This window comes from Citrobacter sp. RHB21-C05, from assembly GCF_013889015.1.
GTDB lineage: Bacteria > Pseudomonadota > Gammaproteobacteria > Enterobacterales > Enterobacteriaceae > Citrobacter_A > Citrobacter_A sedlakii.
The window spans coordinates 1,014,319-1,034,951 of the sequence record NZ_CP057611.1; the positions used below are offsets into that span (position 1 = coordinate 1,014,319).

Here is a 20,633-nt window from a genome sequence, read left to right on the forward strand (position 1 = left end):
CACGGATAAACGCCGCCCGGCATAAAAAAGGCCAGTTCATCTGAACTGGCCTTTTTAATCAGTGCGCGCCGCCGCCACCGCCACCTGCGCCGAAGGGCGGTTTGGCGAACCAGACCAGGCCAAGCAATATCAGGAAGATGCCTGCCGACATCCAGAAAATCTCGTTGGCCGAGATGATCAGTCCCTGGTTAGTGATCTGCTGGGCAATCCAGCCCGACGCCTGCTGCTGCGTCATCCCCATGCCCTGAAGCTGATCGTACATTGCCTGGGCGTTCGGGTTATACGGGTTCACCGACTCGGTCAACTGCGCATGGTGCATTGATTCCCGATTGGTCCACAGGGTTGTGGTGATCGAGGTGCCAATGGAGCCTGCCAGCGTTCGCGTAAAGTTCGACAAACTTGATGCCGCCGCCAGGCGTTCAGGCGGCAGTCCCGACAGCGTGATGGTGGTCAGCGGCATAAAGAAACAGGCCACCGCGAAGCCCTGGATAAACTGCGGCCAGGCCGAAGCGCCAAAGTCCATTCCCGGCTCAAACGTGTAGGCGCGCCAGTAGAAGCAGACGGCGTACATAATGAAGCTGAACGTCACCAGTCTGCGCATATCCAGCTTATGCGCGAAGCGGCCAATAATCGGCGACAGGATCACCGGGATTATCCCAACGGGCGCCGAGGCCAGACCCGCCCACGTCGCAGTATAGCCGTAGACCTCCTGCAAAAGCTGCGGTAGCAACACAATCGCCCCGAAGTAAAGCATGTAGGCAAGGCTGATACACAAACAGCCGATAGTGAAGTTGCGCGACTTAAAGAGCGAGAGATCGACAATGGGGTTATCGTCGGTCAGCTCCCAGACAATCAGGAAGCTAATGGCGACCACCGCCACCACCGTCAGAATGATGATCTCCTGCGAGGCGAACCAGTCCAGCTCTTTGCCCCGGTCGAGCATAATCTGCAAGCTCCCGATACCCACCACCAACAGCGCCAGACCGATGGCGTCAATCCGTCGTTGCTCAGTACGGGTTTCGCGACCGCGCAGGGTTTGCAGCGTCATCAGCACCACCGCGATCCCGATGGGGACGTTGATGAAGAAGATCCAGCCCCAATGGTAGTTGTCACTGATGTAGCCACCCAGAATCGGGCCGCAGATCGGTGCGACGATGACGGTCATCGACCACAGCGCCAGCGCGATAGAACGTTTGGCGGGCGGGTAGTTATTCAGCAGTAAGCTCTGGGAGAGTGGGATCAGCGGCCCGGCGACGATCCCCTGAACCACGCGGAAGAAGATCAGCATGTTCAGGCTGCTGGAGACGCCGCATGCCCACGAGGCGATGGCAAACGCCACCGTAGACCACATGAACAGTTTCACTTCCCCGACGCGCTTTGCCAGCCAGCCCGTAATAGGAATCGAGATGGCGTTCGCCACCCCGAAGGAGGTGATCACCCACGTTCCCTGGCTCAGGGAGGAGCCGAGGTTCCCGGCGATGGTGGGGATCGCCACGTTAGCAATGGTGGAGTCCAGCACCTGCATGAATGTCGCCAGCGACAGCGCAATCGTCATGATGACGAGCTGCGCGCCCTCCAGCGGTTTTTGCTGTTGCATAACACGCACCTCGGAATTAGCCGGCGTTGGCCTGCACAATCTCTTCGATCAGTTTATTTACCGGCGCAAGGTCGATCTCGCGAGCGTTACTTTCCGCAACCGGTGTGCTGCGCACGGTACTTGCCAGTACCTGTCCGTCACGGTTAGCCGTATCGACGGTCACCAGCGTAGATAAACCAATGCGCAGCGGGTGCTGGGCTAACTGCTGCTCGTCCAGTTCGATACGAACCGGTAGACGCTGTACCACTTTGATCCAGTTGCCGGTCGCGTTCTGCGCGGGCAGCAGGGAGAAAGCGCTGCCTGTCCCCATATCGAGACCGACGACCTTACCCGTGTATTTAACGTCATCGCCGTAAATGTCGCTGACCACCGTTGCCGGTTGGCCGATACGCATATGCGCCAGTTGGGTTTCTTTAAAGTTGGCGTCGACCCACAGATTCGTGGCCGGAACAACGGCCATCAACGGCGTTGTCGGGCTGATCTGAGCGCCGGGCTGTACGGCGCGTCGAGAGACATAACCGGTGATCGGGCTAACGATCCGCGTACGTTCAAGCGCCAGCCAGGCATTACGCACTTCGGTCGCCGCCTGCTGAACAGCAGGCTGATCTTCGAGCTTGCTGTTCAGGATCATCGCCTGATTCGCGTTATATTGCTGTATGGCGACGTCAAGCTGCGCCTGGGCGCTGGCAACCGCGTCGCGGGCATGTTGCAGTTCTTCGCGACCAATCAGGTTGGCGTTACCCAGCGGCACGCGACGTTTAAAGTCGCTTTGCGCCTGGGCGAGGGCGGTTTTTTGCACGTCAATGTTCGCCTGCAACTGTTTGCTGTTGATCATCAACTGATGCGTCTGACGAACGCTGGAGGCCAGCGCGGTCTTCGCCTTTTCGAACGCCTGCTTCGCATCCGTCTGGTCGAGGGTGACGAGGACATCGCCCTGTTTGATAAAGTCCGTGTTATCCGCCCAGACTTTCGTCACGCTGCCGGATACCTGCGCCATGATTTGAACCTGGTTCCCTGCCACGTACGCATCATCCGTTTCTTCGAAATGACGCAATACTAAAAACCAATAGATCCCATATGCCACGGCAATAACGATAAAGAGCAAGGTCAGCAGAATCAGCGTACTTTTACGTTTGCTTTTCTTTTTGACCGGTTGCTGCGGGGTTTGCATCTCCGCATTTGCGCTCATGTTGTTCTCCACGATCTTATTTTTTGTCGGCTTGGCCGAACTGTTTATCAGAAAGGCCAGCACGCGCGGGTGCTGGCCAGTCAGTTTTCTTTCTTAATCTGGATTATTGAGCGAGTCGACGCGTTAGCTCAGCGCCTCAAGAATGGCGCCATCCTGGTCCATCTGATCGAGACGCGTCAGAAGCTTACGGGTGATGTGCTCAAGCTGATCTTTTTCTGCGGTGCTAAGGGAGGACCACAGCTGGTGCAGGCAGTGATGCTGCGGCGGTAACACCTCGCGCAGAAATTCGTGGCCTTTTTCGGTCAACTGCAGGTGCAGGCAACGGCGATCGTTGTCGCTTTCGCGGCGTTCTATCCAGCCGCGCTTTTCCAGTTCATCCGCGATACGCGTTGCGTTAGTACGGGACGAACCCAGTGCACAACTCAGTTCAGAAGGCTGAATGCTGTGGTTTTCCTGAGACTCCAGCGTAATCAACGCCATAAACAACGTCTCGTTAATCCCCTGAGCCTTCAGCATTTTATTGCGGTTTTCCAGCAGCTTGCCCTGCATGTGCATGCAAAGACGGGTGAGCAACACTTCCTGATACGGAAAGTCTTCGTGGCGGCTGGCGCGAAACTTTAGCATTTGTTCAATGGGCGTAAACGAACTATCCATTTGGGCATGACCTCATTAATTTCAGCCGATATAGTAACGACAGTGACAAATAAAGTAAATGTATTATTAAAGCAAAATGATTCTTACGGGTTATAAAATCGCCAGCGCCTCTGAGGCTAATCCGTAGCTCAGGGCACCCGACAATGGGGATAGGAAAACGCGGCGGGCAGGTTACTCATGACGGTGGATAAGCTTTCGGTGAATTCTTCCATGCATGGCGCCGGGTTGGGTTCGGAAAGGGGAGTGGGGCTTTCCATAGAAATTTATGCGATATCACCAATGTTAAAATAACCAGGGTAAATGATTGCTATAACCTTAACAGACTGGGGGGCTCCTTAACACCCTAAGGAGCCGAAACAGAGGTAAACGCTCGCTAACCGATTAATTTGCGGCTTCCTGTCGATGAAATCCTCGCCACCAGACCAACAAGTTGAGTACGGCAACGGTGGTTCCCGCCAGGCACACGCCTGCCCATCCGGCATGTTGCCAGGCAGAGGCTGAAACTAACGAACCGGCGGCGCCGCCGATAAAATAGCTGGTCATATAGCCTGCGGTAAGCCGGTTACGGGCATCCGGGTAGAGCCGGTAAATCACCGTCTGGTTGGTAATGTGTACGCCCTGCACCGTGAGATCCAGCACCAGAATCCCGACGATCAATGCCAGTACCGAGGCGTGCCCCAGCCAGATAGCGAGCCAGGAAAGCAGCAGCAACAGCAAACCGTAGGTGGTGGTGAGATGAGAATGTCCCTTATCGGCGAAGCCGCCCGCCGGACGCGCGCCCAGCGCCCCCGCGGCGCCCGCCAGCCCAAACAGGCCTATCATCCCTTCGGAATAGCTGAACGGCGGCGCCGCCAATAAAAAGGCCATTGATGTCCAGAGGATGCTGAAGTTGGCGAAGGTCAGACAACCCAGCAGCGCGCGCGTGCGCAGCAATTTATCGCGGGTAAACAGGCTGAATACCGAACCGAGCAATTGCGGATAATTGAGATGCGTCTCTGACTTCATTTTTGGCAAGCCGCGCCACAGGGCGACAGCCATCAGCGCCATAAGCGCAGAGGCTACCCAGAATACGGTGCGCCAGCCGCCGAGACTGGCAAGTAAGCCCGCCACCGTCCGCGCCAGCAGGATACCGAGCAACAATCCGCTCATAATCGTGCCGACCACCTTACCACGCTTGTCCGGTGTGGCGAGGGTCGCCGCCAACGGCACCAGAATCTGGGCGACCACCGAAAACAGTCCGGTTAGCGCGGTGCCGAGGATCATCATCGTCAGCGACTGGCTACTGGCGGTAATGAGCATTCCTCCTGCGGCCAGCAGCGTCATCGAGACAATCAGCGTCCGGCGCTCAAACATATCGCCAAGCGGCACTAAAAACAGCAGGCCGGCGGCATAGCCCAACTGTGCGGCGGTGACAATAAATCCCGCAGAGCTGGCAGAAAGAGAGAAATTGTTGGCGATGGTGTCGAGCAGCGGCTGCGCATAATAATTGCTGGCAACCGCCAGGCCCGTCGCTACCGACATAAGCACGATCAGCGCCGGGCTAAGCGGGTGAGTATTTTTTGTCATTATGTTTGTTATCGTCAGTCAGGTGATGATTTCCAGGGGAATCAATCATAGCGGAAGTCAATGATTGTTGGCACATCGCGAGGTGATCGATTGTGCGTTTTTCACGAAGCGTAGGGGAAAACCGACAAACTGAAGAAAATCGGTCGCGAAAGCGTTCGGTGGCGGCGCGTCGCTCTGTTACCAATGTTCTTTTTCATCACAGGAGATGACGATGAAACTGAGCACGACGTTGACAGGACTTTCCCTATTGATGACCGCCGCAATAGCGCCCGCGTATGCCGCACCGCAGGCGCATGTGGTATGCGGCTACAGCCACACGCTGGGCGATGACGCCATCATGATGTTTGGCATGCCGAACCAGGCGATGTGGCATGACTTCTTCGGTAATACCCATACCGATGCGGTATCCACTTACCCGACGCTGCGGGCGAAGGAAGAAACCACTTGCGATAATAAAGCGGACAGCTCCGCGTACTGGGCCCCGTCGCTGAAATTGCCGAACGGGACGGTAGTGCCGCCTGCCTATCAAAAAACCTACTATCAGGCCAAAAATACGACAGAGTATCCGCTACATCCGTTTCCGGCGGGACTTTCACTGCTGGCGGGCGATCACCACGGCGCGGCGCCAAATCCCCGCATTACTTTTTTGTGCGCCAACGGGAAAGGCTATACAACCAAAGCCGGAGAAGTATGCGGTCTGCGTAAAGCGGGGGACGCGGTACAGTTCAACATTGGCATCCAGTTTCCAGACTGCTGGGACGGTATTCACCTGAAACCCGGTCATGGTATGCCAAACGCCGCCTATGACAGCAACGGTCAGTGTCCGTCCGGCTATCCGGTGAAAATCCCGACGGTAAACATGAACGTGGCGTATGTGATCCCGGGAATTACGTCGCTGGACACCGCAAAAGCGCAGCTTTCTCTCGACCCGATCATGAACGGCGACGAGCGTGAAGAACGCTGGGGAAGCATCTACACCGCACATGCCGACTTTATGAACGGCTGGACGGAGGACGGCGCGCGCTTTATGACGGAACTGTGCATGAACAACGGTATGGACTGCGGGCTGAACGTACCGTATCGCTATGAAAAGGCAGTGGCGACGTGGATCAGCAGCGAGCAGCCGGAGACAGTAACCAATGCGGCGGAAAAGCTGCTGATTCAGGATAACTGGCAAAACGGCGGGCGCACGCATAACCCGGAAACCATGACGCTGGTGAAATTCGCGATCCCGGCGCTACCGGCGGGGCAGGATCCGTCATTGTTTAAATATCGCATCCGTATTTATGGCGGCAAGGTCGAGAGCAACGGCGCGGATCAAATCTTTTTCTACCCGACCAGTAGCGACTGGGATCCGCACAGTGTCACCTGGCAAAATCGCCCGGCCTGTCACTATCGTTCAGATGCCGTGTTGTATCTTAATAACGCGAAAGAATACCGGATGGTGGACGTGGACAAAGCCGTGCGCAAGGCGCTGGCCGAGGGGAAAACGGAAATCGCGTGGTATATCGGCGGCGATCGCCAGGGGAATCATTATCAGTTCAACAATGCAGACTCACGGGAAAGCCTGGTGCTCATGCTGACGGGCTATAAAAAGACGCCGGAGAGATAATTGCCTGTGCCGGATAAGGGGCCTGAGCACCTTATCCGGCAAGAGGTAAACCTTACTTCTGTGCGGCCAGCGCGTCGTTCACCCAGCCGTCAAACTGCTGCTGGTGGGCTTTGATCCAGCCGTCCACATGACCCTGAACGTCGGCTTCTGAGGCTTTACCCGCATGCATCATCGCGTTTTGCGCGTTGATGTCCGCCAGCGGCAGCTTCATGATCGCGAACAGTTTCGCCGCCGCCGGGTTTTTCTCGGCCCAGGCTTTGTTGGCGACGATGTGCATGGTGTTCACCGGGAAGCCATAGTTCGCACCATTAGGCAATTTGGTATCAATGTCCTTCTGCTCGCCAGGCAGGGAAGAGAACGGCACCTGCAGCCAGACCACATCTTTGCCCGGCTTCATAACGTCGCTCACCCAGTATGGCGTCCAGGTATAATACAGAATCGGTTTGCCCTCTTTAAATCGGGTGATGGTGTCGGCCATCATCGCCGCATAGTTACCGTGGCTGACCTCAACGGTTTTTTCCAGATCGAACGCTGTGTTCTGGTGATTAATTACTGCTTCACAGCCCCAGCCCGGCGAGCAGCCCATCATGTTCGCTTTTCCGTCGCCGTTGGTGTCAAAAATCTTTGCAATCTTCGGATCTTTTAACTGGGCGATATTGGTGATGTTGTACTGCTCGGCGGTTTTCTTATCGATCAGATACCCTTGCGCCGCGCCGGTAACAAAGACTCCCTCGCGATAAAACTTCTTGTCGCCGCCTGCTGCGGCATACATATCATCATGCAGCGGCTGCCAGTTCACGGCGGTAAAGGTGGCATCGCCAGAGGCGATGGAGGTGTAGCCGACGTTATAGTCGACCTCGCTCGGCTTGCTGACGGTGTAACCCAGTTTTTCCAGCGCGCGGCTCACCAGCAGCGTCTGGAAAGTTTCTTCGGTGATGGTGCTCTGTACCGGTTGAACGGTAATGCCTTTGCCCGGCAGGTCAGCCGCGAACGTGCTGGTAGAGACAAGGGTGGCAAACGCTGTGGCAAAAAGTACGCTATGTCGCATCGTTGTTCCTTATTTTGTAAATGGGCGGGTAAGTAACCCGACAGGGCCGGTGGTATACCAGCGACGGTTGCCGCGACTGCGGGAATCGCGACCGACGGCCTGAGTCAGGCGGTCAAGAATAATGGCGAGGATCACAATCCCCACCCCGCCGACGGTCGCCAGCCCCATATCGAGACGGCCAATACCGCGCAGCACCATCTGACCCAGACCGCCGACGGCAATCATCGAGGCGATAACCACCATCGACAGCGCCAGCATCAGCGTCTGGTTGACGCCAGCCATAATGGTCGGCATCGCCAGCGGTAACTGAACCTTAAACAGCATCTGCCGCGGGCTGGCGCCGAACGAACGTGATGCCTCGATCAGGTCCGCCGGCACCTGGTTGATGCCAAGAATCGTCAGACGGACAATAGGCGGCAGCGCAAAGATAATGGTCACTACCACGCCTGGCACGTTGCCGATACCGAACAGCATCACAATCGGCACCAGGTACACGAACGCCGGCGTGGTCTGCATGGCGTCGAGCAGTGGCCGGACGATCTTCGCCGCGCGCGGACTGCGCGCCAGCCAGATCCCCATCGGCAGGCCAATCGCCACGCAGAACAGCAGGGCGGTCAGTACCAACGCCAGGGTAATCATCGCCTGCGACCAGGCGCCGATCGCACCGATCGCGATCAGCGAGATCAGCGTCGCCACGCCCATCCCAACGCCGGAGATCTGCCAGGCGAGCAGGGCGAAAATAACAATCGCTACCGGCGCAGGCATACCCAGCAACAGTTGCTGAAAGCCGTTAAGAATGTAATCCACCGGGACACGTATGCCCTGGAAAACGGGACGGAAATGGGTTACGACCCAGTCGATCCCGTGCGTGACCCAGCTGTCGAGCGGGATCAGGGTTTTATGGAACGGATCCAGAATAGAAAAATGCTCTGGCGCCGGTGCGGGCGCGCTGGTCAGCCAGTCTGCGCCACCGCCGTCGGTCGGCGTGCTGGCCGCCGAGCCCCAGGCGTCGGCGGACTGAGCGGCGCTATCGGCCGCTGGTGCGGTATCCCACGGATTCGATTGATCAGCCATTATTTGCCCCCTCGCGATCTAAAGCCTGTAGCAGCATGCGTTTTGAAATGATGCCGACATACTGTTGTTCTTCATCGACAACCGGCACCGCGCACGGCGCCTGTCCAACATGAGAGAGCAACTCGCTAAGCGGAGTTTGCGCATCAACGGCCAGCGGTTCGTCAATTAACGCGCCTTCGATCCCCTGAGTCTGGCTTAATGCGCTTTTTAATGAGTCGATGGAAACCACACCCACATATTTATTTCCGCGCTCAATTACATAGCCAAATTCCCGGTCTTCATCCTGCAATAATTTCAGTGCCGAACGCGGGCCGAAACCTGGCGTTTTACGAATCAGCCCCACCGGACTGCGACGGGCAATATCTTTCGCGCTAAACACCTGGCTAATATCAACGCCACGGAAGAATGTGCGCACATAATCATTGGCCGGATTATTGAGAATTTCGTCCGGCGTACCGACCTGGACCACTTCGCCATTTTGCATAATGGCGATACGGTCGCCAATGCGCATCGCTTCGTCGAGATCGTGGGAAATAAACACAATTGTGCGCTGATGTTTTGCCTGCAGTTTTACCAGTTCATCCTGCATTTCGGTACGAATTAACGGGTCGAGGGCTGAGAAGGCCTCGTCCATTAATAAAATGTCAGGGTTAATGGCTAAGGCGCGGGCCAGACCAACACGCTGACGCATGCCGCCGGAAAGTTCGTCCGGCCAGGCGTGCGCGTAATTCTCCAGACCGACCTGGCGTAAGGCGTCCAGCGCTTTTTCCCGGCGTTCCTCGGCGGAGACGCCGGCTAATTCCATGCCGAAAGCCGTATTATCCAGCACGGTCATATGCGGCATCAGCGCAAATGACTGGAAGACCATCGCAATCTTTTTTCTGCGCACCTCGCGAAGTTCAGCTTCGGATATTTTTGCAATATCCACGCCGTCGATCAGTACCTGTCCGCGGGTGGGTTCAATCAGGCGATTGAGAAGGCGTACCATTGTGGATTTACCCGAACCGGATAATCCCATGATGACAAATATCTCGCCTTCTTCAATGGCCAGACTGGCGTCTTTTACGCCAAGCGATAGCCCTGTTTTTTCCAGAATTTGCTCTTTCGAAAGTCCTTTTTCAATATACTTGAAGGCGCGTTGCGGATGCTCTCCAAATACCTTGTATAGATTCTTAACTTCTAATTTAATTGCCATGCAATAGAAAGATTCCCGTTATTTATTTATGTCGATATGTTACCTGATAGAAATAGTCACTTTTTTCTACCCTAACATACTGAGAATCTGAGACAACCCTGAATGTGTGAATTGGTGAAATAGCCCCAGGGGGAATTTGCCGGAATTCCCCGTGATATAAGGGCTGATCGCAAGTGTAAAAAAATGATATTTGTTGACACGCACAGGCAAAATTCGCCTGGATGAGGAAGCATTCAGGCGAATAAGGCATCAGTGAATGAGTGTAGTTCACTCGACGATATTTGTGTGATAAAAACGCGATCCGTAAAAAATATTTACCCGAAAACTGTCGGGCTATTTTTAAGATAATTTGCGTTAAAAATTCCAGTCTTCATCTTCGGTTTCGACGGCTTTGCCCATGACGTAGGACGAGCCTGAACCGGAGAAAAAGTCATGGTTTTCATCCGCGTTTGGCGACAGCGCCGCGAGAATCGCCGGGTTAACCTCCGCCATCTCTGCCGGAAACAGCGCGTCATAGCCGAGGTTCATCAGCGCTTTATTGGCGTTGTAGCAGAGAAACGCTTTCACGTCCTCCGCCCAGCCGGTGTCGGCATACAGTTCTTCGGTATAGCGGACTTCGTTGTCGTACAGATCCATCAGTAAATCCAGCGCGAAGTTCTTCAGTTCTTCACGCGTCGGTTCCGGCAGTTTCTCCAGCCCTTTCTGGTACTTATAGCCTATGTAATAGCCATGCACCGCCTCGTCTCGGATGATGAGGCGGATCAGATCGGCGGTGTTGGTCAGTTTGCCGCGGCTGGAGAAATACATTGGCAGCCAGAAGCCGGAATAGAACAGAAAAGACTCAAGAAAAACACTGGCAATCTTCTTTTTCAGCGGCTCGCCGTGGGCGTAATGCGCCAGAATAATCTGCGCTTTGCGCTGGAGCGGCGCGTTTTCTTCACTCCACGCGTAGGCGGCATCGACATCTTTCGTCTGACAGAGCGTCGAGAAGATTGAGCTGTAGGAGCGGGCATGCACGGCTTCCATAAAGCTGATGTTCGACAGCACCGCCTCCTCGTGTGGGGTGAGGGAATCGGCCATCAGCGACGGCGCGCCAGCGATATTCTGAATGGTGTCGAGCAGCGTCAGCCCGGTAAAGACGCGGATAGTGAGCTGTTGCTCCGCCGGGCTTAAACTTTGCCATGCCGGAATATCGTTCGACAGCGGCACCTTTTCCGGCAACCAGAAGTTGCTGGTCAGGCGATTCCACACCTCCAGATCTTTGTCATCCTGAATCTTGTTCCAGTTAATGGCGCTCACGCGTGTTAATGTCATTCCGCTCTCCTTACAGTGCGCACGAGACGCAGCCTTCAATTTCAGTGCCTTCCAGCGCCAGCTGGCGCAGCCGGATGTAATACAGCGACTTAATGCCTTTTCGCCAGGCGTAAATCTGCGCTTTGTTAATGTCGCGAGTGGTCGCAGTGTCCGGGAAAAACAGGGTCAGCGACAGCCCCTGATCCACATGGCGCGTCGCTTCGGCATAGGTGTCGATGATTTTTTCCGGGCCGATCTCATACGCATCCTGATACATCGCCAGGTTTTCATTGGTCATAAACGGGGCAGGGTAGTAAACGCGCCCGGTCTTGCCCTCTTTGCGGATCTCCACCTTCGAGACAATCGGATGAATGCTGGAAGTCGCATGATTAATGTACGAAATCGAGCCGGTGGGCGGCACCGCCTGTAAATTCTGGTTGTAAATGCCGTAGCGCATCACGTCGTCGCACAATTGTTGCCACATTTCGCGCGTCGGCAGGGTAATGCCGCTGCGGGCGAACAGCGCGCGAACTTTCTCTGTTTTCGGCTGCCAGTTGCCCTGCAAATACTGGGTGAAATATTCACCGCTGGCGTAACGCGATTGTGAGAATCCGGCAAAGGTCTGACCGCGCTCTCGCGCCAGCAGCATCGAGGTGTTTAGCGCATGCCAGGTGATGGTGTAGAAGTAAAGATTGGTGAAATCCAGCCCTTCCGGTGAGCCGTAGGCAATGCCTTCGCGCGCCAGATACCCGTGCAGGTTCATTTGCCCAAGCCCGATCGCATGTGACGCGGCGTTGCCCGCCTCTATCGACGGCACGCTACGGATGTGGCTCATATCGGATACCGCTGTCAGGCCGCGGATAGCCGTTTCCACGGTGCGCCCGATGTCTGGCGAATCCATAGTATGAGCGATATTCAGCGAGCCAAGATTGCAGGAAATGTCGTGGCCGACCTGCGCGTAGTCGAGATTTTCATCATAGGTGGAAGCGCTGTTAACCTGCAAAATTTCCGAGCACAGGTTGCTCATATTAATACGGCCAGCAATGGGGTTCGCGCGGTTTACCGTATCCTCAAACATGATGTACGGATAGCCGGATTCGAACTGAATTTCCGCAAGCGTCTGGAAGAAGTCGCGGGCGTTAATGTATGTTTTGCGCACCCGCGCGTCGGCGACCAGCTCATCGTAAAGCTCGCTAACTGCGATATCGCCGAACGGTTTGCCGTAGATGCGCTCCACGTCATAAGGAGAAAACAGCGCCATTTGCGCGTTCTCTTTTGCCAGCCGAAAGGTCACGTCCGGGATCACCACCCCGAGTGAGAGCGTTTTGATGCGAATTTTTTCATCGGCGTTTTCGCGTTTGGTATCGAGAAAGCGCAGGATATCCGGGTGATGCGCATGCAAATACACCGCCCCCGCCCCCTGACGCGCGCCGAGCTGGTTGGCATAAGAAAACGCGTCTTCCAGCATCTTCATTACCGGGATCACCCCTGAGGACTGATTCTCAATGCGCTTAATCGGCGCGCCCGCTTCCCGCAGGTTAGAGAGCAGAAACGCCACGCCGCCGCCGCGTTTTGATAGCTGGAGCGCGGCGTTCACCGCCCGGCCAATCGATTCCATATTGTCTTCGATGCGCAGCAGGAAGCAGGAAACCAGTTCGCCACGCTGCTGCTTTCCACAGTTTAAAAAGGTCGGCGTGGCGGGCTGAAAGCGCCCCGAGAGCATTTCGTCGGTTAGCCGCGTGGCCAGCGTTTCATCCCCCTGAGCGAGCGTCAACGCCACCATCACCACCCGGTCTTCAAAGTCTTCCAGATAGCGTTTGCCATCGAAGGTTTTCAGCGTATAGCTGGTGTAAAACTTCCACGCCCCGAGAAAGGTTTGAAAGCGAAAACCGCTGGCGTGAGCGTGGGCAAACAAATCCAGCACGAACCGGCGATCGTAGCGGCTCAACACGCCGCTATCGTAATAGCCTTCGTTAACAAGCGTGTCGAGTCGTTCCTGCTGGCTGCTGAACGTCACGGCGTTAGGGCGAACGTGGGCGGCGAAAAAAGCATCCACCGCCTCGCTGTCTTTTTCGAACTGAATACGGCCTGCTTTATCGTACAGATTGAGCATCGCGTTCAGCGCGTGGTAGTCCCGTTTTTCCTGCATTACGCGTTCTGCGGTTGTCGTTGCCAAAATTCGCTTACTCCTTTTCGGACGTTCTCAATGTCGGCTGGCGTACCCATTAGCTCAAAGCGATAAAGCCAGGGAACGGCGCATTTTTGGGCGATCACGTCGCCTGCGCGACCGTAGGCTTCACCAAAGTTGCGGTTGCCCGAGGCAATGACGCCGCGAATGAGCGCCCGGTTGTGTTCATCGTTTAAAAAGCGGATCACCTGCCGGGGGACCGCCCCCGCCGTACCGCCGCCCCCGTAGGAGGGCACTACCAGAATGTACGGCTCGTCTACCCGGATACGCTCGCGTTCATTCAGCGGAATGCGAATGGCGGGCAGCCCCAGACGCAGGATAAAACGGTGCGTATTTTCGGAGCTGCTGGAGAAGTAGACGAGCGGGTTCATGCGCTGGCCACGCGCGGTTCCGGATGCAGGCGGTTGATCATGTCCGGGCGGAATCCCGACCAACTGATGTCTCCTGCAATGACGACTGGCAGTTGGCGAAAGCCCTGTGCGCGCAGCGTATCCGCAGCGTCGGGTTCCAGGTCGACATTTACCATCTCAAAGTCAAAGCCCCGGCTTTCCATCGCCCGTTTCGTGGCGTGGCATTGAACACAGTCATTGCGAGTGTAAATAGTAATGCGCATGATTCGTATTTCCATTTAGAATGAAAAGAACGGCGCGATGTGACGCGTCGGTTGAGTGTGAGTTGATAAAGGGAATACTAGATGTAGTTGAAATAAGTTTCAACCATACAAGATATGGGAAATTCCGATTGATGGTGGTCCTGATGATGAGCTCAGCGGGAATGGGCTGCTATGGGCGCAAGTGAGTCGAATGGCGGTATCCAGTGGGTCATTGACGTTAAAGGCGCTCGGTCGCTGGCGTCGATGTTAAAGGGGCAAAAGGGGAGGAGGGCGGTAGAGCAACGGGGGGAAATCTTATCCGGCCCACTGTGCAGGCAGGCCGGACAAGCGTCACGCGGTTAGCGACGCAGGCTTAACAGCGCGCCAACAAAGATCCCAATGGCCGCCGCCGTTCCGACGCTGCACCACGGTTTCTCACGTACAAAGGTATCGGCGCAGCCAACGGCGTCACGTGCAGCTTGCGAAACGCGGGTACGACCCTGCATCCGCGCGCGGGTCTCTTTCAGCAGCGCCTGCGCTTTACGCCGCGCGGCTTCCGCTTCGTCCTTCGCATCGCTACCCCATGACTTCAGCACGGCTTCCAGGCTATCCGCTAACTGGTTGACGTCATTATGAATATCCTGCACGCCTTCATCTACATCGTTGCGGTTCGGTCTGTTAAACATATGATCCTCCAGTGATTTCGATGTCGCTTTTCAGTTTAGTTCATATTTTTAACTTCTGAGACGCATCACGGCGTTATCGCGTGTTTATGGACTTTTCTGAAAGCGTTGCTAATGCTGAATCAGGTAAGGTAAGCCCGCAGTAAAAGATAACGAGGAAAATATATGTATTTACGACCTGACGAGGTGGCGCGCGTACTTGAAAAAGTGGGGTTTACCGTCGATGTGGTGACACAGAAAGCGTACGGTTATCGACGTGGCGAAAATTATGTTTATGTGAATCGTGAAGCGCGCATGGGACGCACGGCGCTGGTGATTCATCCTACCCTGAAAGAGCGCAGTTCATCGCTGGCGGAACCTGCGTCGGAAATAAAAACCTGCGATCATTACCAGCATTTTCCGCTTTATTTAGCCGGCGAGACCCATGAACATTACGGTATTCCGCACGGCTTTAGTTCGCGTATTGCGCTTGAGCGATATTTAAATGGGCTGTTTGGCGAGGCTAAATAATTGAGCGACTGGCAAGGCCAGTCGCTCACGCTTCAGGCTTTGATCTGTTGGTAACGGCTAACCCGAAACAGTCGGCGGCAGTAATCGAGAAAATAGCCATACACCGCCCCCATCATCATCGATACCACGATATTCGAACTCACCGCTGCCGTAATCTGGTGCCAGTCTGCACCCACTGTCAGTAGGATCGCTACGTATACCGGCGACTGAAAGGTTACATACGCCAGCACATCCGCCAGATTTTTCATCCAGCCCGCGGTGCTTAAACGGCGCGCGCCTTTCATAAACAGATCGCGATACATACCGTACGGCCAGGCGATCAGAATATTAACCGGAATAGCGACCAGTCGCGATGACAGAGACTGTTCAAAGGTCATCCCGGAAAGAAAGATCTCAATCAACATGTTCACAACAGAACAATAAACAACCATCGCAAACGTGTCAGCGACGGCATGACGTAAGCGTGACTGCGGTGAGAACATGCTAATGCTCCTGTCAAAAGAGGATAAAATCGATAGCAAACAAGCTTTGCGTAGTGGTTTTGGACGGTGTTTTCGCTTAATGATAGATTATATGGCTGCCTTGTAACTATCAACTAGAGAAATCTTTTTATTTTGTGGCTTTTTGTCGATAAAATACTCTGCGGCGGCGCGTTTAGCGCGTTGCGTGGAGTTTTTGTTGTTCGTAGAGTGGAAATCATTAAAAATCAGTGGGTTATTATAAAATGCCTGACGGCAAAGTTTGTTATAAGCGAAAATTTGACAAAGGTAGCGCCTGAGCTTATTCCGCTAGCGCATACGGCGCGCTAAAAATTAGCCTGAATATAATTCAGAAAGCATTAAAGAATAGGGTGATGGGCACGCCAGAGAATGAGAACGGAATAATACCCGTGGTATTATTACCTCTGGAAAATGATTTTATGATCGAATACACTACCCGGCGTAATACATATGTTTTAGCGTTATAAGGTTTTAATTATTATGAATGTGATGTTACATAACTTAAATAATATTCGCACATTACGCGCAATGGCCCGCGAATTCTCCATTGACGTCCTTGAAGAAATGCTCGAGAAATTCAGGGTGGTCACTAAAGAAAGACGCGAAGAAGAAGAACAGTTACAGCGTGAACGTCAGGAACAGCAGGAGAAAATTAAGACGTGGCTGGAACTGCTGAAAGCCGAGGGAATTAACCCGGAGGAGTTATTTGCCGGTGAAAAAGCGAACGTGCGCGTGACTAAAAAACGTCAACCGCGCCCGGCGAAATATCGCTTTACCGATGTAAATGGCGAAAGTAAAACCTGGACCGGCCAGGGGCGTACGCCGAAACCGATCGCCAAAGCGCTGGCGGAAGGAAAATCCCTCGACGATTTCCTGATCTAATCACAACGGCGGTGAGACAATGCTCACCGCTTATTTCACTCAGGCGCGTGAGCGCGACGATTCCACGGCATTTTATCAAGCAGGCGCGCCATGCCGCAAAAGCCGGTTAATCCGGCAAAGACTAATCCCGCGCCGACAAAGCCGCTCAGCAGAAAAAAGCCGCTGCTCAGGGTATAGCCCAGCACCACGCCTGCCAGCGTCAGCCCGCCTGCGGCGATCTGCACCTGACGCATCAAAGGCAACGGCTGCGATTTATCTTCCACTGTCGGTAATCCGGCGTTTTTCCAGCCCTCGATTCCCCCCTCAAGCAGCCAGGCTTCTGCCGGCGCGGCGACAGCTTCCAGCCTTGCCGCGTTGTTTTGCGTGCGCTTGCCCGACTGGCAGTGAAAGATAATCTGCTCGCTTCGCAGCTGCGCCGGTAAACCGTGTTGCTCCAGCGTGGGCAACGGGGCGAGCGCCGCCTGCGGTATGTGTTCACGCAGATATTCGTCGGCGTCGCGAACGTCAATCAGTTTTGCGCCTGCGGCGATACGCGCCTGCGCTTCACGCGCGGTAAGTGTCCCGATAGCCATGTTCACTCCTTATGGACAATAAAGGTTTTTTAGTGTGGCAATGAGTGCATTCACCGCCGTGTTCTTAATGGAATAGAGAATACGCTGGGCGTCGCGCTGACTGTCGATAAGCCCTTCATCGCGCATTCGCGCCAGATGCTGAGAGGTGGCTGACGCGCTAAGCCCTGTGATGCGCGCCAGCTCGCCCGCGCTGGTGCCAGGTGAACCGCAGAGCATGCACAGGATCAGCAAACGTTTAGGGTTACTCATTGCTTTAAGCAGGGCCGCCGCCTGTTCAGCGCTGGCCTGAAGCTGTTCAAGATCGTTCATGGTTAATTTAGTTTTTGCTAAGTTAAGTAGATTCTAAAGTAATGGTAAAAAGAGCGCCAGTGTAAAGAGCGTAAAAGAGGGTAAAAGCGAAAGGCGAAACTGGCGGGTTGGCGTAAAATTACTATGCTTAGAGATAAAATCTCTTTTTAAACAAAGATTAATTTGCATGTATGGAGTGTGTATGGGTTTCTGGAGAATTGTATTTACCATTATTTTACCGCCGCTTGGCGTTCTGTTAGGTAAGGGGTTTGGCTGGGCCTTTATTCTGAATATTGTGCTGACCCTGCTGGGCTATATCCCGGGTCTGATCCACGCCTTCTGGGTGCAAACCCGTAGCTAAGGTCTTTCTTAACCTGTTACCCGCCCGGGGCATTCTGCCAGCCGGGCTTCGTTTCTTAATGGCTTTCGGAATTTTAAGCGAAACTTTCTGCTACACTTCGGGTGTGTTTATTGCAAACAATCGAGGTGAATATGGGACTTTTCAACTTTGTAAAAGACGCTGGCGAGAAACTTTGGGATGCCGTAACCGGTAATCACGATAAAGACGATTTAGCGAAAAAAGTACAGGATCACCTGAACAAAACCGGTATTCCGGATGCCGATAAAGTGAATGTGCAAATTGCCGACGGTAAAGCGACGGTAACCGGCGACGGCCTGAGTCAGGAAGCGAAAGAAAAAATCCTGATTGCGGTCGGGAATATTTCCGGTATTGGTAGCGTAGAAGATCAGGTGAAAACCGCCGCGCCCGCTGCGGAAAGTCAGTTCTATACGGTGAAATCCGGCGACACTTTAAGCGCTATTTCTAAACAGGTATATGGTAACGCTAATCTGTATAATAAAATCTTCGAAGCGAATAAGCCGATGCTGAGCAGCCCGGATAAAATTTATCCCGGACAGGTTCTGCGTATTCCGGAAGAATAAAAGCAGTCACGGCTTTTCCATTCGCAGCTTGCCGGACATGGCTTGCTGAATAACGGGAATAGGCGTCAGCATATGCTGGCGCATTAATTCACTGGCGCGCCCGGCATCGCGCGCCAGAATCGCCTCTGTCAACGCCTGATGTTGCTCGTGTTTATCCTCAAGCATCTCTACCGACAGTACCGTGGTGCGCAGCCAGATAAAGCGATACCGTGCTGCCAGATCGAACAGCCGCTCGCGCATTTGCAACAGATAGCGCGAACCGCATCCGGCAACAATGGCGGTATGAAACGCCTGATGACGTAAATCCCACTCGTCAAGCAGTTGTTCGCTGGCGTGGCTGGCTTCCAGTTTGCTCAGCATATGCGCCCGCGCCAGGATCTCTGCTTCCCATTCATCATCGCCACGCGCAATGGCCAGCCCGACCAGCATCGCCTCCATATTGGCGCGGGCGTCGAAGATATCGAGCAGTTCCTGCTCGGACATCGACGCGACCCGATAGCCTTTTTGATTTACCACTGTAACCAGTCGCTCAGCCACCAGTTGAGACAGCGCCTCTCTGAGCGGGCCGACGCCCAGCGCATAACGTGACGTGAGTAAGCTCATGCGCAGCTTTTCATCCGGCTGGTACACACCGCGAATAATGTCATTCTTGAGCCAGCGGTATCCATCAATGGCCGTCGGATGCGAAATGGCGGTCATGGTCTTACTCCTGAACAGAACGCCCGGTCTGCGCAGGGATCAGCGCTACCGGGTAGGGTGCATGGGTGACTTATGCCACAATACCAGCTTTTTCCAGCGCGACATAATCGGTACGGTACAAACGATACCGATACCTAACAGACAGGTGGAAATCACCTCCAGCTGCTGCGTGGGCCGAAACAGCATCACCACCAGCACAAAGCAGATAAAACCGATCACCAGCCAGGTGAGCCACGGATACAGCCACATTTTAAGGGTGAGTTCGCCGCCTTCCGCCAGCAGGATTTTACGCATCCGCAGTTGCGACACGGCGATCACCAGATAAACCAGCAGGGCGATGGCGCCGGAACTGTCGATCAGAAATTTAAACACTTTCGCGGGCGCGTAATAATTCACAACCACCGTCAGAAACGCTGCGCCGGTCGACAGCAGCACCGCCACGTAAGGCGTTTTGCTGCGGTTGGTTTTCCCCATTATCGCCGGTGCATCGCCACGGCGGCTCAGGGAATAGAGCATACGGGAAGCGGTATACAGCGCGGAGTTCAGACAGCTGGTCACCGACAGCAGGATCACTGCGTCCATAATCAGTTTGGCGTGCGGAATATTCAGTAACTCCAGCACCGAGCGATACGATCCCGTCTCCTTCAGCCCTGGCGTATTCCACGGGATCAGCGCCACGACCACAAAGATAGAGCAGAGATAAAAGAGTGAGATCCGCCAGATCACCGAGTTAGTGGCGCGAACGATGTGCTTATCCGGCGTGTCCGATTCGGCGGCGGCAATGGTCACGATTTCCGCCCCCATAAAGGAAAACATGGTGATCAGCATTGCGCTCAGCACCGCGCCAAAACCGTTGGGCATAAAGCCGCCGTGATCCCACAGGCGCGAAATGCCGCCAACCTCGGCCCAGGGATAAAAGCCGCTTATCGCCGCCGCGCCCAGCGCAATAAAGGCCAGAATGGCAATCACTTTGCACAGCGCCAGCCAGAACTCAAACTCACCGTAGTTTTTGACGCTCAGCAAATTACTGCCGGTTAATGCCAGCGTGATGACCAGCGAGAACAGCCAGATGGGGATCCCCGGTATCCACGAATGAAGAATGATCGCCGCAATATTGGCTTCAAGCGGAATGACCAGCACCCAGAACCACCAGTACAGCCAGCCGATGGTGTAGCCTGCCCAACGCCCGATGGCCTTGTCGGCATAGGTGGAAAAGGACCCCGTGTCCGGCGTGGCGACGGCCATTTCCGCCAGCATTCGCATTATCATCACCACCAGCAGTCCGGCAAACAGATAGGCCAGTAGCACCGCAGGACCGGCCTGGGCGATGGCGACGCTGGAGCCGACAAACAGACTGGCGCCAATAACCCCGGCGATAGACAGCATGGTGACGTGGCGTGATTTCAGCCCGCCCCCTAAATCATGTGATTGCGACAGTTGCCCCATACTTTTACCCCGTTATTGTTATGTTGCCCGCTTGCCGGATGGCGTGTTGCTGATACAGACTGGGCATCCGGCTTTCAACGATGCCCGTTCCGGACAAAAAAGA

General features: G+C 54.6%; 22 protein-coding genes. 5 read left to right on the forward strand and 17 right to left on the reverse strand.

Annotated features, from left to right (window positions below; all coding sequences use genetic code 11):
- Window positions 1–58: 58 nt before the first annotated feature.
- From emrB to HVX72_RS04850, 4 genes are all read right to left on the reverse strand, one after another.
- On the reverse strand, window positions 59–1,597 hold the full coding sequence (emrB, locus tag HVX72_RS04835; RefSeq protein WP_042288532.1) for a multidrug efflux MFS transporter permease subunit EmrB: 1,539 nt from the start codon (window positions 1,595–1,597) through the stop codon (window positions 59–61).
- Between the two features lie 16 nt (window positions 1,598–1,613).
- Window positions 1,614–2,786 carry a multidrug efflux MFS transporter periplasmic adaptor subunit EmrA gene (gene emrA, locus HVX72_RS04840; protein WP_042289046.1) on the reverse strand — a complete coding sequence of 391 codons (1,173 nt, stop codon included), beginning with the start codon at window positions 2,784–2,786 and terminating at the stop codon, window positions 1,614–1,616.
- A 123-nt stretch (window positions 2,787–2,909) separates the two neighbouring features.
- On the reverse strand, window positions 2,910–3,440 hold the full coding sequence (mprA, locus tag HVX72_RS04845; protein WP_042288528.1) for a transcriptional repressor MprA: 531 nt from the start codon (window positions 3,438–3,440) through the stop codon (window positions 2,910–2,912).
- Window positions 3,441–3,821: 381 nt separating this feature from the next.
- Window positions 3,822–5,006, reverse strand: a complete 1,185-nt coding sequence (locus HVX72_RS04850) for an MFS transporter (protein ID WP_181822645.1) — start codon at window positions 5,004–5,006, stop codon at window positions 3,822–3,824.
- A gap of 211 nt (window positions 5,007–5,217) precedes the next feature.
- Between HVX72_RS04850 and HVX72_RS04855 the strand changes: the two genes are divergently transcribed.
- On the forward strand, window positions 5,218–6,618 hold the full coding sequence (locus HVX72_RS04855) for a DUF1996 domain-containing protein (RefSeq protein WP_181822646.1): 1,401 nt from the start codon (window positions 5,218–5,220) through the stop codon (window positions 6,616–6,618).
- Between the two features lie 52 nt (window positions 6,619–6,670).
- Here HVX72_RS04855 and proX read toward each other — a convergent pair whose 3' ends face one another.
- The 8 genes from proX to HVX72_RS04895 form a co-directional block, all read right to left on the reverse strand.
- Window positions 6,671–7,666, reverse strand: coding sequence for a glycine betaine/L-proline ABC transporter substrate-binding protein ProX (proX, locus tag HVX72_RS04860; RefSeq protein WP_042288521.1), 996 nt, complete (start codon window positions 7,664–7,666; stop codon window positions 6,671–6,673).
- Between the two features lie 9 nt (window positions 7,667–7,675).
- Window positions 7,676–8,740: a glycine betaine/L-proline ABC transporter permease ProW gene (gene proW, locus HVX72_RS04865; RefSeq protein ID WP_042288519.1), complete on the reverse strand. Its 1,065-nt coding sequence runs from the start codon at window positions 8,738–8,740 to the stop codon at window positions 7,676–7,678.
- The gene (proV, locus tag HVX72_RS04870; RefSeq protein ID WP_060569138.1) at window positions 8,733–9,935 is read right to left on the reverse strand and encodes a glycine betaine/L-proline ABC transporter ATP-binding protein ProV; all 1,203 of its coding nucleotides are present in this window, start codon (window positions 9,933–9,935) and stop codon (window positions 8,733–8,735) included. The genes proW and proV overlap by 8 nt, the downstream gene beginning before the upstream one ends.
- Window positions 9,936–10,289: 354 nt before the next feature.
- A complete protein-coding gene (gene nrdF, locus HVX72_RS04875; RefSeq protein WP_042288515.1) occupies window positions 10,290–11,249 on the reverse strand; it encodes a class 1b ribonucleoside-diphosphate reductase subunit beta in 960 nt (319 codons plus the stop codon).
- 10 nt (window positions 11,250–11,259) lie between these two features.
- Complete coding sequence (gene nrdE, locus HVX72_RS04880; RefSeq protein WP_060569139.1) at window positions 11,260–13,404, reverse strand: class 1b ribonucleoside-diphosphate reductase subunit alpha; 2,145 nt, start codon at window positions 13,402–13,404, stop codon at window positions 11,260–11,262.
- Complete coding sequence (gene nrdI / locus HVX72_RS04885) at window positions 13,377–13,787, reverse strand: class Ib ribonucleoside-diphosphate reductase assembly flavoprotein NrdI (protein WP_042288511.1); 411 nt, start codon at window positions 13,785–13,787, stop codon at window positions 13,377–13,379. Before nrdI ends, nrdE begins: the two co-directional genes overlap by 28 nt.
- Window positions 13,784–14,029 (reverse strand): glutaredoxin-like protein NrdH, encoded by a 246-nt coding sequence (gene nrdH / locus HVX72_RS04890; protein ID WP_042288508.1) that lies wholly within the window; start codon window positions 14,027–14,029, stop codon window positions 13,784–13,786. Before nrdH ends, nrdI begins: the two co-directional genes overlap by 4 nt.
- A gap of 338 nt (window positions 14,030–14,367) precedes the next feature.
- Window positions 14,368–14,694, reverse strand: a complete 327-nt coding sequence (locus HVX72_RS04895; protein ID WP_042288505.1) for a DUF883 domain-containing protein — start codon at window positions 14,692–14,694, stop codon at window positions 14,368–14,370.
- A 162-nt stretch (window positions 14,695–14,856) separates the two neighbouring features.
- On the opposite strand from HVX72_RS04895, the gene HVX72_RS04900 reads away from it, so the two are divergent.
- The gene (locus tag HVX72_RS04900) at window positions 14,857–15,201 is read left to right on the forward strand and encodes a DUF2002 family protein (RefSeq protein WP_042288502.1); all 345 of its coding nucleotides are present in this window, start codon (window positions 14,857–14,859) and stop codon (window positions 15,199–15,201) included.
- Window positions 15,202–15,233: 32 nt separating this feature from the next.
- Here the strand turns inward: HVX72_RS04900 and alaE are convergent, their stop codons facing one another.
- A complete protein-coding gene (gene alaE, locus HVX72_RS04905; RefSeq protein ID WP_042288498.1) occupies window positions 15,234–15,683 on the reverse strand; it encodes an L-alanine exporter AlaE in 450 nt (149 codons plus the stop codon).
- Window positions 15,684–16,181: 498 nt separating this feature from the next.
- Here alaE and stpA point away from each other — a divergent pair, with 498 nt between their 5' ends.
- The gene (gene stpA, locus HVX72_RS04910) at window positions 16,182–16,583 is read left to right on the forward strand and encodes a DNA-binding protein StpA (protein ID WP_042288495.1); all 402 of its coding nucleotides are present in this window, start codon (window positions 16,182–16,184) and stop codon (window positions 16,581–16,583) included.
- Between the two features lie 35 nt (window positions 16,584–16,618).
- Here stpA and HVX72_RS04915 read toward each other — a convergent pair whose 3' ends face one another.
- Both HVX72_RS04915 and HVX72_RS04920 read right to left on the reverse strand, forming a co-directional pair.
- The gene (locus tag HVX72_RS04915; RefSeq protein ID WP_181822647.1) at window positions 16,619–17,155 is read right to left on the reverse strand and encodes a rhodanese family protein; all 537 of its coding nucleotides are present in this window, start codon (window positions 17,153–17,155) and stop codon (window positions 16,619–16,621) included.
- Window positions 17,156–17,164: 9 nt separating this feature from the next.
- Entirely contained in the window at window positions 17,165–17,464 is a 300-nt protein-coding gene (locus tag HVX72_RS04920; protein ID WP_060569143.1) for a metalloregulator ArsR/SmtB family transcription factor, read from the reverse strand.
- Between the two features lie 181 nt (window positions 17,465–17,645).
- On the opposite strand from HVX72_RS04920, the gene HVX72_RS04925 reads away from it, so the two are divergent.
- Both HVX72_RS04925 and lysM read left to right on the forward strand, forming a co-directional pair.
- A complete protein-coding gene (locus HVX72_RS04925) occupies window positions 17,646–17,804 on the forward strand; it encodes a YqaE/Pmp3 family membrane protein (RefSeq protein WP_042288486.1) in 159 nt (52 codons plus the stop codon).
- A gap of 131 nt (window positions 17,805–17,935) precedes the next feature.
- Window positions 17,936–18,385 carry a peptidoglycan-binding protein LysM gene (gene lysM, locus HVX72_RS04930; RefSeq protein WP_042288484.1) on the forward strand — a complete coding sequence of 150 codons (450 nt, stop codon included), beginning with the start codon at window positions 17,936–17,938 and terminating at the stop codon, window positions 18,383–18,385.
- Between the two features lie 6 nt (window positions 18,386–18,391).
- Here lysM and csiR read toward each other — a convergent pair whose 3' ends face one another.
- Window positions 18,392–19,084: a DNA-binding transcriptional regulator CsiR gene (csiR, locus tag HVX72_RS04935; protein WP_042288480.1), complete on the reverse strand. Its 693-nt coding sequence runs from the start codon at window positions 19,082–19,084 to the stop codon at window positions 18,392–18,394.
- Between the two features lie 45 nt (window positions 19,085–19,129).
- A complete protein-coding gene (gene gabP, locus HVX72_RS04940; protein ID WP_181822648.1) occupies window positions 19,130–20,530 on the reverse strand; it encodes a GABA permease in 1,401 nt (466 codons plus the stop codon).
- Window positions 20,531–20,633: the final 103 nt, after the last annotated feature.

Excerpts from the sequence above, each read along its gene's own strand:
- HVX72_RS04915 (WP_181822647.1), bottom strand. The coding sequence starts at position 17,155 with ATGGCTATCGGGACACTTACCGCGCGTGAAGCGCAGGCGCGTATCGCC.
- stpA (WP_042288495.1), top strand. The coding sequence starts at position 16,182 with ATGAATGTGATGTTACATAACTTAAATAATATTCGCACATTACGCGCA.
- HVX72_RS04900 (WP_042288502.1), top strand. The coding sequence starts at position 14,857 with ATGTATTTACGACCTGACGAGGTGGCGCGCGTACTTGAAAAAGTGGGG.
- proW (WP_042288519.1), bottom strand. The coding sequence starts at position 8,740 with ATGGCTGATCAATCGAATCCGTGGGATACCGCACCAGCGGCCGATAGC.
- emrA (WP_042289046.1), bottom strand. The coding sequence starts at position 2,786 with ATGAGCGCAAATGCGGAGATGCAAACCCCGCAGCAACCGGTCAAAAAG.
- nrdI (WP_042288511.1), bottom strand. The coding sequence starts at position 13,787 with ATGAACCCGCTCGTCTACTTCTCCAGCAGCTCCGAAAATACGCACCGT.
- lysM (WP_042288484.1), top strand. The coding sequence starts at position 17,936 with ATGGGACTTTTCAACTTTGTAAAAGACGCTGGCGAGAAACTTTGGGAT.
- emrB (WP_042288532.1), bottom strand. The coding sequence starts at position 1,597 with ATGCAACAGCAAAAACCGCTGGAGGGCGCGCAGCTCGTCATCATGACG.
- csiR (WP_042288480.1), bottom strand. The coding sequence starts at position 19,084 with ATGACCGCCATTTCGCATCCGACGGCCATTGATGGATACCGCTGGCTC.
- gabP (WP_181822648.1), bottom strand. The coding sequence starts at position 20,530 with ATGGGGCAACTGTCGCAATCACATGATTTAGGGGGCGGGCTGAAATCA.
- nrdF (WP_042288515.1), bottom strand. The coding sequence starts at position 11,249 with ATGACATTAACACGCGTGAGCGCCATTAACTGGAACAAGATTCAGGAT.
- HVX72_RS04925 (WP_042288486.1), top strand. The coding sequence starts at position 17,646 with ATGGGTTTCTGGAGAATTGTATTTACCATTATTTTACCGCCGCTTGGC.
- alaE (WP_042288498.1), bottom strand. The coding sequence starts at position 15,683 with ATGTTCTCACCGCAGTCACGCTTACGTCATGCCGTCGCTGACACGTTT.
- proX (WP_042288521.1), bottom strand. The coding sequence starts at position 7,666 with ATGCGACATAGCGTACTTTTTGCCACAGCGTTTGCCACCCTTGTCTCT.
- HVX72_RS04895 (WP_042288505.1), bottom strand. The coding sequence starts at position 14,694 with ATGTTTAACAGACCGAACCGCAACGATGTAGATGAAGGCGTGCAGGAT.
- HVX72_RS04855 (WP_181822646.1), top strand. The coding sequence starts at position 5,218 with ATGAAACTGAGCACGACGTTGACAGGACTTTCCCTATTGATGACCGCC.
- nrdH (WP_042288508.1), bottom strand. The coding sequence starts at position 14,029 with ATGCGCATTACTATTTACACTCGCAATGACTGTGTTCAATGCCACGCC.
- mprA (WP_042288528.1), bottom strand. The coding sequence starts at position 3,440 with ATGGATAGTTCGTTTACGCCCATTGAACAAATGCTAAAGTTTCGCGCC.
- proV (WP_060569138.1), bottom strand. The coding sequence starts at position 9,935 with ATGGCAATTAAATTAGAAGTTAAGAATCTATACAAGGTATTTGGAGAG.
- HVX72_RS04850 (WP_181822645.1), bottom strand. The coding sequence starts at position 5,006 with ATGACAAAAAATACTCACCCGCTTAGCCCGGCGCTGATCGTGCTTATG.
- HVX72_RS04920 (WP_060569143.1), bottom strand. The coding sequence starts at position 17,464 with ATGAACGATCTTGAACAGCTTCAGGCCAGCGCTGAACAGGCGGCGGCC.